The sequence below is a fragment of the Micromonospora sp. NPDC047467 genome, from assembly GCF_040643095.1.
In the GTDB taxonomy this organism is placed as follows: domain Bacteria; phylum Actinomycetota; class Actinomycetes; order Mycobacteriales; family Micromonosporaceae; genus Micromonospora.
Genome location: NZ_JBEYTO010000012.1, coordinates 117,564 through 132,780, shown reverse-complemented (window position 1 = coordinate 132,780; position 15,217 = coordinate 117,564). Strand labels below are relative to the sequence as shown.

Annotated in this window: 11 protein-coding genes; 6 read left to right on the top strand and 5 right to left on the bottom strand. The window is 74.4% G+C overall.

Annotated features, from left to right (window positions below; translation table 11 throughout):
* Positions 1–67: 67 nt before the first annotated feature.
* Entirely contained in the window at positions 68–733 is a 666-nt protein-coding gene (locus ABZ780_RS27950) for a response regulator transcription factor (RefSeq protein ID WP_357487994.1), read from the bottom strand.
* Positions 721–2,034, bottom strand: coding sequence for a histidine kinase (locus ABZ780_RS27945; RefSeq protein ID WP_357487993.1), 1,314 nt, complete (start codon positions 2,032–2,034; stop codon positions 721–723). The genes ABZ780_RS27950 and ABZ780_RS27945 overlap by 13 nt, the downstream gene beginning before the upstream one ends.
* 127 nt (positions 2,035–2,161) lie before the next feature.
* Between ABZ780_RS27945 and ABZ780_RS27940 the strand changes: the two genes are divergently transcribed.
* The 3 genes from ABZ780_RS27940 to ABZ780_RS27930 all read left to right on the top strand — a co-directional run bounded on the left by ABZ780_RS27940 (position 2,162) and on the right by ABZ780_RS27930 (position 6,446).
* A complete protein-coding gene (locus tag ABZ780_RS27940) occupies positions 2,162–2,938 on the top strand; it encodes a TetR/AcrR family transcriptional regulator (RefSeq protein ID WP_357487992.1) in 777 nt (258 codons plus the stop codon).
* Positions 2,939–3,058: 120 nt separating this feature from the next.
* Positions 3,059–4,258 carry a low temperature requirement protein A gene (locus tag ABZ780_RS27935; RefSeq protein ID WP_357487991.1) on the top strand — a complete coding sequence of 400 codons (1,200 nt, stop codon included), beginning with the start codon at positions 3,059–3,061 and terminating at the stop codon, positions 4,256–4,258.
* Positions 4,251–6,446, top strand: coding sequence for a hypothetical protein (locus tag ABZ780_RS27930; protein WP_357487990.1), 2,196 nt, complete (start codon positions 4,251–4,253; stop codon positions 6,444–6,446). The genes ABZ780_RS27935 and ABZ780_RS27930 overlap by 8 nt, the downstream gene beginning before the upstream one ends.
* On the opposite strand, the gene ABZ780_RS27925 is transcribed toward ABZ780_RS27930, so the two are convergent.
* The 3 genes from ABZ780_RS27925 to ABZ780_RS27915 form a co-directional block, all read right to left on the bottom strand.
* Positions 6,441–6,836 carry a hypothetical protein gene (locus ABZ780_RS27925; protein WP_357005807.1) on the bottom strand — a complete coding sequence of 132 codons (396 nt, stop codon included), beginning with the start codon at positions 6,834–6,836 and terminating at the stop codon, positions 6,441–6,443. The genes ABZ780_RS27930 and ABZ780_RS27925 overlap by 6 nt on opposite strands.
* On the bottom strand, positions 6,833–7,282 hold the full coding sequence (locus ABZ780_RS27920; protein ID WP_357005810.1) for a hypothetical protein: 450 nt from the start codon (positions 7,280–7,282) through the stop codon (positions 6,833–6,835). Before ABZ780_RS27920 ends, ABZ780_RS27925 begins: the two co-directional genes overlap by 4 nt.
* 353 nt (positions 7,283–7,635) lie before the next feature.
* Complete coding sequence (locus tag ABZ780_RS27915) at positions 7,636–8,514, bottom strand: alpha/beta hydrolase (protein ID WP_357005814.1); 879 nt, start codon at positions 8,512–8,514, stop codon at positions 7,636–7,638.
* Positions 8,515–8,665: 151 nt separating this feature from the next.
* On the opposite strand from ABZ780_RS27915, the gene ABZ780_RS27910 reads away from it, so the two are divergent.
* The 3 genes from ABZ780_RS27910 (at position 8,666) to ABZ780_RS27900 (ending at position 15,202) form a co-directional block, all read left to right on the top strand.
* The gene (locus ABZ780_RS27910; protein WP_357487989.1) at positions 8,666–12,052 is read left to right on the top strand and encodes a BTAD domain-containing putative transcriptional regulator; all 3,387 of its coding nucleotides are present in this window, start codon (positions 8,666–8,668) and stop codon (positions 12,050–12,052) included.
* Positions 12,053–12,171: 119 nt separating this feature from the next.
* Positions 12,172–13,749 (top strand): Na+/H+ antiporter, encoded by a 1,578-nt coding sequence (locus tag ABZ780_RS27905; RefSeq protein WP_357487988.1) that lies wholly within the window; start codon positions 12,172–12,174, stop codon positions 13,747–13,749.
* 154 nt (positions 13,750–13,903) lie between these two features.
* On the top strand, positions 13,904–15,202 hold the full coding sequence (locus ABZ780_RS27900) for a hypothetical protein (RefSeq protein WP_357487987.1): 1,299 nt from the start codon (positions 13,904–13,906) through the stop codon (positions 15,200–15,202).
* The last annotated feature ends 15 nt before the right edge of the window (positions 15,203–15,217 follow it).

The following is a 15,217-nucleotide window of genomic DNA, read 5'->3' as shown; positions in this document are numbered from 1 at the left end:
GTGGCGGCGGCACCGCTGGTCGAATCTACGCCCCGACCAGCCCGGACCGATCCGCGCCCGGTGCTGGTCAGCCGGCTGAATCGGCGCGCAGATAGGTGAGTACGGCGAGCACCCGGCGGTTGGTGTCGTCGCTGGGCGGCAGGTCGAGCTTCAGCAGGATGTTGCCGACGTGCTTGCCGACCGCCGCCTCGGTGATGTGCAGACGGGACGCGATCGACGCGTTGGAGCGGCCCTCGGCCAGCAGCGCCAGCACCTCGCGTTCCCGGGCGGAGAGCGCCCGGAGCGGATCACGCGGGCGGTGCAGCAGTTGCCGCACCACGTCCGGGTCGATGGCGGTACCGCCGGCGGTGACCCGGCGCAGCGTGTCGACGAACTCGGCGACCTCGGCGACCCGGTCCTTGAGCAGGTAGCCCACCCGTTGGCCGTCGCCGCTGTCCAGCAACGCCGCCGCGTACCCCGTCTGCACGTACTGGCTGAGGACCACCACCGGCAGTCGGGGCCGCTCGTGGCGCAGCGTGACGGCCGCGCGTAGGCCGTCGTCGCGCCGGTCGGGCGGCATCCGGATGTCGGTCAACACCAGGTCCGGTTGGTGCGCGCGGGCCGCGTCGAGCAGTTCGGGCGCGGAGCCGACAGCGGCGCAGACCGTGAAGTCGAAGCGGGTCAGGAGCGCCACCAGGCCCTCCCGCAGCAGCACCTCGTCTTCGGCGAGCACCACCCGGGTCACCGGCGCCACGGCAGCTCCACCCGGACCAGGGTAGGCCCACCGGGCGGGCTGGCCAGCAACAGGCGGCCGTCGGCGGCGGCGACCCGATCGGCGAGACCGGTCAGGCCCGTGCCCCGGGAGGGGTCGGCGCCGCCGCGCCCGTCGTCGGACACCTCGACGACGAGGTCGCCGCCGACCCGGCTGAGACGGACCTCCGCGCGGGTCGCCCCGGCGTGCCGGGCCAGGTTGCCCAGCGCCTCGGACACCACGAAGAAGGCAGTGGTCTCGACGATCTCCGGCAGTTCCCCGTCCAGGTCGGCGGACACGGTGACCGCGACGGGGGCCGCATCGGCCAGCTCCCGTACCGCGCCGGCGAGGCCGAGGTCGGCGAGGCTCTGCGGCCGGATGCCGTGCACCAGTTGTCGCAGCATCACCATCAGACCCCGGGCCTGGTCGTGCGCGACAGCGAGCGGCCGGGCGGCGGGGGAGTCCTCGGGTACGTCCAGCCGGGCCAGGCCCAACTGGAGCGTGAGGCTGGTCAGCCGGGGCTGCGCGCCGTCGTGCAGGTCACGCTCGATCCGGCGCCGTTCGGCCTCGTACGCGCCGACCAGCCGGGTGCGGGACCGGGCGACCTCGCGCAGCGCCGCCGCGTCGACCGGCCGGGCCAGCGTCCACCGCGCCACCGCGGCCTGGCCGGCGGCGAGCAGTCCGGCCGCGTACCAGAGCACCGGAAGGAGCAGCACGCCCACGACCGCGTACGGGACGGCCTCACCGGCGGTGTCCACCGTGCCCCAGACGACGATGACCTGCGCGGCGTCGCCGGCCTCCGACGTGTTGCTGAACGCCAGCCACGGGCTCGCGATCAACCCGAGGTCGAGCAGCACCAGCAGCAGGAACACCCAGTACGCCACCGGGGCGAGCCCGCCCAGCCAGAACAGGTACGCCACCTCCCGCCAGCCGGCCGCGCCACGGTAGCGGGCGGCCAGACCCGGCCAGGCGGGCGCCGGCAGCGGTCGGCCGTCCACGAGCCCGAGCCGCCAGCGTTCGATGACGGCGACCGGGAAGCTCACGATCGGTGCCAGCGCCAGCAGGGTGAGGCTGCCGACCGCCAGGAACAGCATGAGGAGGACGTCCGGTGGTCGACCGTGCAGCCGCAGCGCGTTGACGGCGGCCAGCAGCGGCGCGCCGATGACGAGGAGCCCGACGGCGAGCACGCCGGCGATCGGTACGGTGCTGACCAGGTAGGCCAGCGCGCGCCAGGGCCAGGCGGAGACCAGCCAGTCGCGGCGGCGCAGCGCCTCGGCCAGGTGACGGGGGTGTTCCGGGGTCATGCCGCAGACGCTATTCGCCGGCGGCCGGGCGTCCCAGCCGTCCAGATCCACTTCCGGGGGTAGGGCCAGCCCTACCCCCGCCGCCGCGGCGTACGGCGTACGGCCGCGTTGCTAGGATGGCCGCACCATGGCGAGTCAGCGTAAGGCGAGCGCGGACCCGGCCCGCAGCCTGGCCATCCTGTGGCGCACCCGGGAGCCGACCAGCCGCAGCGCCGGGCCGGGGCTCACCGTCGACCGGATCGTTCGCGCCGGGATCGAGATCGCCGACGCCGAGGGCCTCGACGCGTTGACCATGCGCCGGGTCGGTGAGGCGCTGGGCGTCGGCACGATGTCGGTCTACACGTACGTGCCGGGCAAGGCCGAACTCGTCGACGTCATGATCGACACGGCGTACGGCGAGATGCCGCGCGCCGCCGTCCCGGGCGACTGGCGGGCCCGGCTGGAGCGGATCGCCCGCGACAATCTCGCGCTCTACCAGCGCCACCCGTGGATGCTGCGAGCCGAGACGACCCGGCCGGTGCTCGGGCCGCACATGGTGGCCAAGTACGACCACGAACTCGGCGCGGTCGCCGACATCGGGCTCACCGACGTGGAGATGGACGCGGTGCTCACCCTCGTCCTCGGGCACGTCAAGACCGCCGCGCGTGCCGCGTCCGAGGTGCTCGACCTGGAGCGGGAGACCGGCCTGACCGATGGCCAGTGGTGGCAGTCGCACGCGCCGTGGCTGGAGACGTTCCTGACGGCCGACCGGTTCCCGACCGCCTCCCGGGTCGGCACGGCGGCTGGTCAGCAGCACGGCGCCGTGTACGCCCCGGAGTACGCCTTCGAGTTCGGCCTGCAACGCGTCCTCGACGGCATCGCGGTGGTGGTCGCCGAGCGGGCGTCCGCCGGGCAGGTCGGCTAGCGGCCACCGGCACAGCCCCGGGTCAGCACGGGCTCGTCCGCCGGAATCCACCTCGGCCCCCTCCGCCCAGGTGATACGACTGTGGCGGCGACGTCGGCTGCGGCCCGGGGAGGACGGCGAATGGCGAGCGGGCTTCCGGGGCGGCTGCTGCAACGGCGGGAGGATCCCCGCCGCGCGTCGTTTCTGGAGCTCTTCTTCGATCTGACCGTCATCTTCGCGCTGACCCGGCTGTCCCGGGCGATCCTCGACGACCTCAGCATCCACGGCGGCTTTCGGGTGTTGGTGCTGCTGGCGGCGATCTGGTGGGTGTGGTTCGTGACCGCCTGGTCGGCCGACTGGTTCGACCCGCGTGCCCCGCTGATCGTCGTCCTGCTGCTCTGGGTGATGTTCGGCGGCCTGCTCATGGCCGCCGCCGTGCCCACCGCGTTCGACCAGCACGCCCTCGTGTTCGCTGTCGCCTACGTCGCCATCCACCTGGGCCGGGCGGCGCTGCTGCTGCCGGCCCTGTGGGGACACCCCGCGCAGCTGCGGACCGCGCGGGTGGCGATCTGGTTCGCGGTCTCCGGCGTGCTGTGGATCGTCGGCGCCGTGGTCGCCCGGGCACGGGAGGTGCTCTGGGCGCTCGCCCTGCTGCTGGAGTACGGCCTGGCGCGGCTGGGCTGGCCGACGCCGAAGCTCGGCCGCAGCTCGTGGACTGACCTCCAGGTGAACGGCGACCATCTCTCCGAGCGCTACCAGCAGATCTTCATCATCGCGCTGGGTGAACTCATCCTGATGGCCGGCGTGACCTACAGCGATGCCGGCTTCGATCAACAGCGCACCATGGCGTTCGTCCTGGCGTTCGTGACGGCGGCGGCCCTCGCCCGGCTCTACCTGGTGCCCGCCGGTGGGCGGGTGGGCACCGCCATCCAGGCAGCCGGCCCGCCCGGCAGCAAGCTGGCGCTCCTCGCCGGTTACCTGCACCTCGTCATGATCGCGGGCGTGCTGGCCACCTCCGTCGCCCTGGAGATGACGATCGACAACCCGGCGTTGCGCGATCAGGGGCACCTGGTCGTGGGCGTCGTCGGCCCGGCGCTGTTCCTGACCGGCCGGATCCTGCTCTCGACGCTTGTCGACTCCAACCTGCCCTGGGCCCGGCTGATCGGTGTGCCGGCCATCATCGTGGGCGGGATCGTGAGCATGCGACTCTCGCAGCTCGCCGCCAGCGGAGTCATCACCGTGCTGCTGCTCCTGATCGTCCTGCTTGACGCGATGCCCGGCATGTGGAGGCAGCAGACCGCCGACGGAAGCGACGCGGTCGACCAGCGGCGCCGTGCGTAGCCGCCCGGGGTCGGCGCGGCGGCGCGACGTCGTGGAGTTGCGGGTGCACGGCGTGTCGGGGGCACGACCGGAGCGGATTCTGGACCGGGCGCGCGTCCGGCAGGTCGCCGGCGATGACCACGGCGGCTTCCACCGCCCCGACACACCGGACGGCACCGACCCGGACGGCGTGACGCTGGAGGCGTACCGGTGGGGTGATCTGCCCTCGGGCACCGTGGCCCGCACGCTGTCCCTGGTCTTCCTGCTGCCGTTCATGCTCAGCAACGTGGCGGTCTGGATGCGGCCGGTCGGCCGGCGTCGTGGGCCGGCGGTCACCGTGCTGTGCCGGCTCCTCGCGCTCAACCTCACCATGCTGTACGTGCTGTCGACCGCCGGTGTCGCACTCGACCTGCTGGCCTGGCGGTGTCTCGGTGCGGCCCGCTGCCGTGGCCCGTTCGACACTCTGGCCGGGCTCGACGACCGGCAGGTCGGGCAGCGGCTGGCGGTGCTGGCTCTGCTGCCGATCGCCGCCGTGGCCTTCCTGCGCCTGCTCGGCACCCGCCGACCCCGCCCGGTCGACGCCCCGCAGGCGACCGTCGAACCGATGGTGGGACGGCTGCGCGTGATCCACATCGCCGTCGCGCTCGTGGTGCTGGACGTGCTGCTGCTCGTGGCCCGGTCGGCGGGCGGGGCGACGACCTGGACGTCCACACTGCTGGTGCTCGCCGTCGCGGTGCTGCTGGTCGACGTCGGTCTGATCGCCGTACCCGGCGGCCGGCTCGGCGGGGTGACTGTCGAGCGCGGTGCCACCCGGGTCGCCCACGCGACGCGGGTGGTGGCGTACGCCCTGAGCGTCGCCACCCTCGTCACCGTCGCCCTGGACCCGCGCGGCTGGCCGTCGTCGGCCGGACTGCCCGGCTATGACCAGATCGTCTCCGGGGCGTTGCTGGGCCAGATGACGTTGCTGGTGGCGTTGAGTGGGGTGGTGCTGTGGCGGCCCTCCGGCAGGAGCGGGCGGTCGGCTCTCTCGCGTGGGCTCGGCGCGGCGGTCGTGGCGGCCTTCGCGGTCGGCCTTGCCGGGGCGTTCTCGGCCAACCTCGTCTACCAGGCCGGGGACCTGCTCGGCGGTTACCGGGGCGACGGTGGGCCGCCACCGGCGTACCGGTGGACGATTCTGGCGTTCTTTCTGCACGTCGTCTCGGCGGCGGTGCTGTGCGGCGCGTTGCTGCTGCTGTCGTGGCGACGCCGCTGGCGCGCGGCGGAGGCGATCACCGCGCGGGACTTCCCGGGCACGCCCGCGGCGGCCGGCGGGCACCTGCGGCGGGTGACGGCGGCCATCGCGCGGGCCCGGATCACCGAGTGGTTGGGGCTGCTCGCCGTCACGTACGCGCTGCTGGCGGTGGTCGGCCTCTGTACGAGCGTGCCGGGGCTGTTCGGGCTCGAACCGGACCGGCTGGCGGAGCAGGTGCTCGGGCTGTCCGACGGGTCCGTCGGCGTCGGCCTCGCCCTGGGCAGCTATCTCGTCGCCGGCGTGGTGATCGCCCTGGTGCTGGGCGGCCTGTTCGCCTACCGGACGACGTGGTTCCGCCGGCACGTCGGGATCCTGTGGGACCTGGGCACGTTCTGGCCCCGGACGGCCCACCCGTTCGCGCCGCCGAGCTACGCCGACCGGGCGGTGCCGGAGCTGGTCGACCGGATCACCCGACTGGCCGAGCGGCACACCGGGGTGCTGCTCTGCGGGCACAGCCACGGCTCGGTGTTGCTGGCTCTGGCGGTGCTGCGGCTTCCGGCGCGGGTGCGTCGACGGGTCGCGCTGCTCACCTACGGCTCCCCGTTGGACCGCCTGTACGCGCGGCTGTTCCCGGCGTATCTCGGTGTGGGAGTGCTGCGCGAGGTGGGGGAGCGGGTCGGGTGGCGGTGGGTCAACCTGTGGCGCGACACCGACCCGGTCGGCGGCTGGATCTTCGTCGCGCACCGGCCCGGCGATCCACCGGCGGACGCCGCCGACCCGGCCGGGCGGGTCGACCGTCGGTTGCGGGACCCACGGGACGTGTCGCCGGCGCCGGGAGAGCGTCATCCGCCGCCGGTGCGGGGGCACCACCCGGGCGAGTCCGACCCCGAGTTCCGGGCGGCGGTGTGCGACCTCGCCGGACGGCTCCGCGACCTGGACCGTCGCCGCGCGGATCGGGAGCCAGGACACAGCTCATGAGCCTTCGGGTTGCCGGTCGGACTCCGCGACGACGGCCCGGACCTTGCGCAGGGTCGCGTCGGGTGCGCGGATCGCCACCCGCCACCGGTCCAGTGTGCGGGTGAGCACCCGGACCACGAACTGCAACTGGTTGACCTGCTCGCGCAGCAGCCCCAGCTCTGATCGGGCGCTTATCGCCTGACTCTCCAACTCGGTGATCCGGGTCTGCAACGGTTGCACGAGGGTCAGGGCGGCCTCGGTGAGGGTGTCGGCCGCGTCGGCCTTGAACTTGCCGCGCTGCACCAGGACGGTGGCGATGGCGGCCAGGCCGGTGGTTCCGCCGAGGATGCCGAGCAGGCTGAGCAGCACCTGCACCCACTGCGGCGCCTCGGGGGTGGGTGCCGAGATCACGTGACACCTCCGACGACCCGTTGATGGCTCGCGCACTGGTGGCCGTAGGCCAGGCAGCGCAGGTCGACGGCGATCTGGGCGGCCCGCCAGAAAGACCCCGCCGGCACCGCGCTGATCAACGACGCCGCGACGACGCCCTGCTGGCCCGTCACCGCCACGAGCGCCACCGCGTACATGCCGGTGATGGTGCCGAGCACCAGGACGGCCGCGAACTCGATGCCGAGGCCGGTGGAGAGCCGACCGGGCCACAGGATGCCCAGCAGCCCGGTCACGCCGACGACGACCAGGGAGACCTCCCAGCCGAGCTGGAGGGGGCCCGGCATGGACAGTTCGACCGACTGCGGTCGGGCGCCGAGCGCCATCAGAAGGACACCGCAGATGGACGTCGTGACCAGGGCGGCCACCTCGAACGGCTGGTGCTTGGCCCGGTATCGCAGATTTCCCACGGCAACTCCCTGGTCGAGGACCGTGGTCACCCGCCGCCCGCCCGGGGCCGTGCGTGCTGCTGGTCACGCGACTGCGGCGCGCCCCTGTGGAGGCGGTACGTGTGGACGGTCGATGGTCGAGGAGGTGAGCGACTCGCCGCCGTTGGCTGGCCGGTATCTGCCTGTGTATCACCGGCGGGCGGTTTGCGTCCACTTGCGTAACGTCATGTTTCCGCAGGTCAGGGCCAGGTTGGAGCGGGCGCGGAGCGGGTTTGGGCGGCGCACGCGGGTGGAGGGGCCGGTTCGCCGACCCCTCCACGCCACTGACTACTTCTCGTGTCGGATATCTAACTAATCGTTATGGGGCTGCTCGATCACCGCAGCAGCAGGGCGCGTAGCGCCCGGACCACCACGGCCGGTGCCTCCTCGGCCATGAAGTGCCCACAGGTGACCGTCTGGTGCTCCAGGTCCGCCGCCCACGCCCGCCACACCGCGGCCGCGTCGTAGCCGAGGGCCGCACCCCAGTCCTGCTGGAGCACTGTCACCGGCATCCGCAGCCGGTTACCCGCCTCCCGATCGGCGGTGTCGTGGGCGACGTCGACCCCGGCGGATGCCCGGTAGTCGGCCACGATTGAGGTGACCGCCTCCCGGGACGCGCGCAGGTACGCGGCCCGCACGTCGGCCGGCAGCGCGTCGGGATCGCGGGTCCAGACGTCCAGGAAGTGGCCGAAGAAGGCGTCCGGGCTGGCGCCGATCATCTCCTCGGGCAGGCCGGGCGGCTGCGCCATCAGATACAGGTGGAACCCGACGGCCGCGGAGACCCCGTGCATCACGTCCCACATGTCCAGCGTGGGCAGGATGTCGAGCAGGGCGAGCTGGCTGATCGCCGCCGGATGGTCGAGACCGGCACGGAACGCGACAAGCGCGCCTCGGTCGTGCCCCACCAGCGCGAAGCGCTCGTGGCCGAGCGCGCCGGCCAGCGCCACGATGTCGGCGGCCATGGTGCGTTTGGCGTACACACTGCCGTCGGTGTCGGCGGGCTTGTCGCTGTCGCCGTACCCCCGCAGGTCGGGGCAGATGACCGTGTGGTCGGCGGCCAGGTCGGCCGCGACGTGGCGCCACATGAGGTGGGTCTGCGGAAAGCCGTGCAGCAGCACGATCGGAGGCCCGGAGCCGCCCACGGCGGCGGTGAGCGTCACGCCGTCGGCGACGGTGACGCGCCGGTAGTCGAAACCGTTGATCCTCAGGTCCACGGGGGAACCTTCCTGGTGAGCGGGGCCGGCGGGGGCGGTGCCCGTCGCCGTCGTACGCTGTCGAGCCTGCGCGGCGGCGATCAGCGGCCGGTCAGCGTCGGATCAGTGCCGGCGGCCGGGCCGTCCGGGACGACCCGCCTAGATTGGTGCCATGACCAGGCAGCCGACCGCACCCCTGGCGGTGACCTTCGGCGTGCTCGGGCCGGTGACCGCCGTGGCGGAGCACGGTCCCATCCCGCTCAAGGGGCCTCGGCAGCGCACGGTGCTGGCCCGGCTGCTGATCGCCCGGGACCGGGTCGTGCCGGTGGAGCGCCTCGTCGACGATCTGTGGGAGGTCCCGCCGGACGGCGCGGTCGGTGCGATCCGGACCTTCGTCGCCGACCTGAGACGGGCGCTGGAGCCCGACCGGCCGCCCCGGCAGCCGCCCCGACTCCTGGTGACCGAGCCCCCCGGGTACGTGCTGCGGGCCGCTGCGGAGGCGGTCGACGCCGGACGGTTCGAGGCTGCGGTCGGCGAGGCGGGACGGCTGCTGACGGCGGGGCTGCCCGCGCCGGCCCTGGACGCGTTGGACGCGGCGCTCGGCCTCTGGCGTGGCCCCGCGTACGCCGACTGCGCGGGCGAGGTCTGGGCGGTCGCGGAGATCAACCGGCTGGACGAGCTGCGGACGCTGGCCGTCGAGCGGAGGGCCGAGGCGCTGCTGGCGCTGGGCCGGCCGGACGAGGCCGCCGCCGACCTGCCCGCCCACCTCGCCAGCCATCCACTGCGGGAGGACGCCTGGCGACTGCTCGCGATGGCCCGGTACCGCGCCGGTCGGCAGGGTGAGGCGCTGGCCGCGCTGCGCCAGGCCCGCGACGTCCTGGTGGCCGAGCTGGGCCTGGATCCGGGGCCCGAGCTGCGGCGGCTGGAGGCCGACATCCTGGCCCAGGCGCCACACCTCACTGTCGCCCCCGCCACGGCGAACCCGGCTGGGCCGCTTCGGGCCGGCGCGTCCGGACCGGTGCCGCAACGGCCCTTCGTGGGGCGGGACGCGGAGCTGGATCGGCTGCGGCACGCCGCCGAGACCGCCGCCCGCGACGGTCGACCCGCGCTCGCCCTGCTCAGCGGTGACCCGGGCGCCGGCAAGACCGCGCTGGCCGAGGCGTTGACCCGGCGGCTCGCCGCCGAGGGCTGGACCACCGCGTGGGGCCGCAGCCCGGAGTACGAGGGCGCACCGGCTGCCTGGCCGTGGACGCAGATCACCGACGCGCTTGCCGGGCCGACCGGGCCGCTTCCAGGCGGTACCGCCCGGACCGCCGGTGCCGATGGCGCGAGCGATCCCGCCGTGGCCCGGTTCCGCCGGCACCGCGCGGTGGCGGCGCTGGTCTCGGCCGCCGCCGACCGGGGACCGGTGCTGCTGGTCCTGGACGACCTGCACCGCGCCGACGGCGACACGCTGGACCTGCTGACCGCCCTGCTCACCGGCCCACAACCGGCGACCGGGCCGGTGCTGATCCTCGGCACCTACCGGGCCACCGAGATCAGCCCGGAACTGACCGCCGCGCTGGCCCGCGCCGCCGGCCTCGAACCGGCGCGGGAGTACCTGGGCGGCCTGGCCGGCGAGGCGACCGGCGCGCTGGCCCGTGTCGTCGCCGGGGTCGAACTGGACCCACCCACCGTCCGGCTGATTTACCACCGCAGCGGCGGCAACCCGTTCTTCGTCCGGGAACTGGCCCAGCTGTACGCGGCCGAGGGCGCCGCCGCGCTCGCGGCGGTGCCGCCCGGGGTGCGCGACGTCATCCGGCACCGCCTCGCACAGCTGCCCGAGCCGACCCGCACCGTGCTGCGGCAGGCGGCCGTGCTCGGCCGGGACCTCGACCCGGAGGTGCTCGACGCGTTGACCGGCGACCCGGCGGCCCTGCTGGACGCCCTGGAACGCGCGCTGCGAGCCGGGTTCCTGACCGAGCAGGAGCCCGACGGACGGCTACGGTTCACCCACATCCTGGTCCGCGACACGCTCTACGCCGACCTGTCCGCGCCGCGCCGCGCGGCCTGGCACGCCGCCGTGGCCGAGGCGTTGCAACAGCGCCAGCCCGTCGACCCGGCCGCGCTCGCCCACCACCTGCTGCACGCCGGCGGGCGTGCAGCCGCCCACCGGGCCGCCGGCTACGCCCGTACCGCCGCCGAACTGGCCGAGCGGGACGGCAATCCGCACGAGGCGGCCCGGCTGTGGGCGCAGGTCATCGAGGCGTACAACCGGGCCGGTGGGACCGAGCGGCGCGAGCGGCTGGGCGCGGTGCTCGGCCTGGGGCGCGCCCTGGCGGTGACCGGCCGGCTCGCCGAGGCGCGGCGGTATCGGGCCGAGGCGATCGGCGATGCCGAGGCCGTCGGTGACGCGCGCTTGATCGCGGAGGTGCTGGCCGGTTTCGACGTGCCCGCCATCTGGACCCGCAACGACGACGATCTGCTCTCCGAGCGGATCGTCCGCGCCGCCGAACAGGCTCTGGCCGGGCTCGGCCCGACCGGCTCCGCGCAGCGCAGCCGGTTGTTGAGCACGCTCGCGCTGGAGTTGCGCGGCAGTACCGGTGACCGTGGTCGCCGGGCCGCCACTGAGGCCGAGACGATCGCCCGGGCCGCCGGAGACCCCGGGCTGCTGGCCTTCGCGCTCAACGCGCGCTTCATGCACGCCTTCGACCGCTTCGGGCAGGCCGCCCAGCGGGCCCGGATCGGCGCCGAGTTGGTCGACCTGGCCGCCCGGCACCAGTTGGTCACCTTCGAGGTGCTGGGTCACCTCATCCTGGTCCAGGCGTGCTGCGCGCAGGCGGACCGTGCCGGCGCCGACGTGCACGCCCGCGCCGCCGACCGCCTCGCCCAGCGGTACGAGCTGCCGCTGGTCGGCGTCTTCACCGGCTGGTACGCCGCGCTGCGCCTGGCCCTCGACGGCGACCGGGCGGCGGCGGCCGACGCGTACCGGGCGGCGGCCGATCGGCTGCCCACCGACGGCATGCCGGGTCTGACCCGTGGGCTGCTCCCGCTCGCGCTGCTCGGATTGCGTCTGGCCGAACCGTCGGTCGATTCGCCGGCCAGCACCGACCCACCGGCCGCCGGCTCGCCCGGTGCCGAGCGGCCGGTCCTCGGACTGACCGGTGCGCCGATCCCCGGGCCGGACGACGAGGACTGGGCGAGCCTGGACTGGGGTCCGCACGAGCCCTGGGCGCGACCGCTGCTGCTCGCGGCCGACGGCGACCGGGAAGCCGCCCGAGCGGCCCTGCGGGCACTCCCGGACGGACCGCACGACCTGCTGCGGGAGGCGCGGCTCTGCCTCACCGCCCGCGCGGCGCTCGCGGTGGGCGACCGGGCGACCATGGAGCACGTCGCCAGGGCGCTCCGGCCGGCCGCCGCCGAGCTGGCCGCCGGCAGCGGGGTGCTCACCGTCGGCCCGGTGGCCGGTCACCTCGCCGATCTGGCCGCCGCCCTGGGCCGCGACGAGGAGGCGGCCCACCACCGCCGTACCGCCCGCGCGGTCACCGCGCGTGCCCGCGCCACCGTCGACCCGGCCTGAGCGTCGCCGTCACCCGCGTCCGAGGCGACTTACCGGATCTCGCGGAACCGGCCGGCGACGTGCGGTCAGATGGAACCACCGGCGCGTGCCGCCGACCGGCACGGATCGAGGGGGTACGCGTGGAGGTGCTTGTCCTGATCGTGGTGCTGGGCGTCACCGTCCTGGTCGGCACCACCCTCGGTGGCCGGTACCGGGTCGCGCCGCCGGTCCTGCTGATCGCGCTCGGGGTCCTGCTCGGGCTGACACCGCCGCTGTCCGAGCTGACCCTGGAACCGGACCTGGTGCTGCTGATCTTCCTGCCGGCGATCCTCTACCGGGAGAGCCTCACCATCAGCCTGCGCGAGATCCGGGCCAACCTGCCGGTGATCGGCCTGCTCGCCGTGGTGCTCGTGCTGCTCACCATGGTCACGGTGTCGATGACCGCGCAGGCGTTCGGGGTGCACCCCGCCCCCGCGTGGGTGCTCGGCGCGGTTCTCGCGCCGACCGACGCCGCCGCGGTCACCGGTCTGGCGAAACGGCTGCCCCGCAAGCTCCTCACCACCCTGCACGCGGAGAGCCTGATCAACGACGGCACCGCCCTGGTGATCTTCGCGGTGGCCGTGGGTCTGCTCACCGGGGGAGCGGAGCCGGGTGTCCTGGGCGTCAGCGAGGAGTTCGTCGGCGCCAGCCTCGGCGGCGTGCTCGCCGGTCTGCTGGTCGGCGGCGCCGTGGTGCTGGTGCGCAAACGGCTCGACGATCCGTTGCGCGAGGGCGCGTTGAGCGTGCTGACGCCGTTCGCCGCGTTCCTGCTCGCCGACGCGGTGCACGCCAGCGGTGTGCTAGCGGTGGTCGTCGCCGGACTGGTCCTCGCCTACGCCGGCCCACGGGTGATCCGGGCCCGTTCCCGGGTGCTGGCGTACGCGTTCTGGGACCTGTCCACGTTTCTCATCAACGGCGGGTTGTTCGTCCTGCTCGGTACGCAGATCCCCCGGGCCGTCAGGGGCATCACCAGCACGTCGCCGCAGCGAGCCCTGGTGATCGTGGTGGTGGTGACGTCGGTCGTCCTCGGCACCCGACTACTCTTCGTCTACCTGACCTCCGAGTCGGCGAAGCTGCTGCGCCGCCGGATGACGGATGACCAGAGCGCGGAGATGTCCGGCTGGCGGGTGGGAACCGTCGCCGGCTGGTCCGGTTTCCGGGGGGCCGTCTCGCTCGCCGCCGCCCTGGCCGTCCCGACGGTGACGGTGGCCGGTCGACCGGTGGTCGAACGCGACCTGATCATCTTCGTCACCGCCCTGGTCATCGTGCTGATCATGCTGGTGCAGGGCACCACCCTGCCGCTGGTGGTGCGCTGGGCGGGGCTGGGCGGTGACCCCGAACGCGCCGAGGAGTTGCGGCAGGCCCGACTGCGGGCCACCGAGGTCGGCCTGGACGCGCTGCCCCGGGTCGCCGCCGACATCGGCGCCGGGGAGGATGCGGTACGCCGGTTGCGGGCCGAGTACCAACGGCACCTCGAGGACGTCAACGAGGGCGGCGGGGACACCGCCGAGGAACGCCACCTGGAACGCCAACTGCGCCTCGGGATCCTTGCCCACAAGCGGCGGGAGGTCACCCGGCTGCGCGACAGCCGGGAGATCGACGACCTCGTGTTGCTGGAGTTGCAGGCCGCGCTGGACAACGAGGAGATCCGGCTGCTGGGGCGCGGGCCCGACGACTGAACCCGCCAGCCGCCATCCTGCTCGCGGTCTGCTCTCCTGACGGATTGGTGACAGCGCCCCGCCCAGGTTGGCTGCGGCCCCGCCGTGTGCCCGACGGGTACGGTGGGAGCCGGTTCGGCATCGGTCGATGTCTCGGTTCCGCGAGGGGGTGCGTGTGACCACCGGCGCGACGGAGGCAGACCCACGGGTGGTCACCGAGCGGGAGTTCGTCGACGAGTTGGTCTCGGTCAGCCGTGCGCGCACCGCGACCGAGTTTCTCTACCTGATGGCGCAGGGCGCCGGCGTCGTCGGCGTGCAGTGGGAGCAGCCCGGCATCGACCATCTGCGCCGCTACCGGGTGCGCGATGCCTGCCCGCACTGCGTCATCCTCGCCGGAGCGCAGGCGCTGGCACCGGTGCTGCCACTGGACCTGATGCGTGCCGGGCGCACCCGCCCGCAGTACGAGACGGTGCTGCGTACCGGCCGGTTGCCCCACCTGGCGTTCGCCCGGCCGGCCGGTCCGCCCGGGGCGAGCTGGCTCGGCGACTGCCACGCGGTCGTCGGCGACCCGCACACCGACGCCGACTGCCCGAGACACGTCGTGCCCGCGCCGAACGGCGACCCGTTGGCGCTGCGCCTCGGGTCGCTGCCTCGGGCGGTGCGGGAGCTGTACCCGCACGACGGCGCCGCGACGGCGGATCTCTCACATCGGCTACGGATCGCCCAGGACTGGCGGGCCGACGCGCAGGCGGTGGCGAGCGGCATCCGCGAGGCGGCGGCGACCTGGGCGTTCCTGCGGAACTCGTGCGTGCTGGGCGTGCCGGTGCCCGGCGCCGACGGGCTCGTTCTCACCCTCGGGTCGGGCCTGGCCCCGGACGACCGGCCCTTGGCCGAGCTGCACGCCGCCGCGGTGCGCGCCCTTCCGGCTGGCGCCCGTCCGCCGGCCTATCAGGAGCGGGCCTGCCTGGTGCCGGATCCGGTGCCGGGGGCGCAGCGGATGCCGACGTACGCCTGCGCGGTGGACCTGAGCGCCGCCGCGCCGGTGCGGACGCTGCGGTTGCCGGCGCCCCGCCGTCCCCTGAGCGCCACCGGCCGCGGGGTGCTGCTGCTCTACGAGGCCCGGCACGCGATGGGCCGGCACGTCGCCACCGCGCCGGAGCGGGACAGCGCGTACTGGGAGTCCGAGGCGGCGTTGCACATCTTCGAGTTCACCCTGCTGGAGCGGGTCGCCGGCCGGCACTACCAGGAGGCGGTGGCGGCCTATGTGCAGGCGCTGCGCCGCGCGGCTGACCTGCTCGCCCGCCCGCACAAGGTGCTCGACCGACGGCGGCGCAAGGCGCTGTCGACGGCGTTCGGCGGGCTGGACGACGAGGAACTGCACCTGTGGGCGTCGGTCGCCTACCGCAACGCCATCCTCGTGCTGCTCGGCGACCCGCAGGCCTTCGCCGTGCACCTGCGCCGGCAGGCCGCCTGACGCCAGGGTCCGGGC

What these genes read in the sequence shown, in the direction of transcription:
- ABZ780_RS27945 (WP_357487993.1), bottom strand. Translation starts at nt 2,034, where the DNA reads ATGACCCCGGAACACCCCCGTCACCTGGCCGAGGCGCTGCGCCGCCGC.
- ABZ780_RS27940 (WP_357487992.1), top strand. Translation starts at nt 2,162, where the DNA reads ATGGCGAGTCAGCGTAAGGCGAGCGCGGACCCGGCCCGCAGCCTGGCC.
- ABZ780_RS27935 (WP_357487991.1), top strand. Translation starts at nt 3,059, where the DNA reads ATGGCGAGCGGGCTTCCGGGGCGGCTGCTGCAACGGCGGGAGGATCCC.
- ABZ780_RS27910 (WP_357487989.1), top strand. Translation starts at nt 8,666, where the DNA reads ATGACCAGGCAGCCGACCGCACCCCTGGCGGTGACCTTCGGCGTGCTC.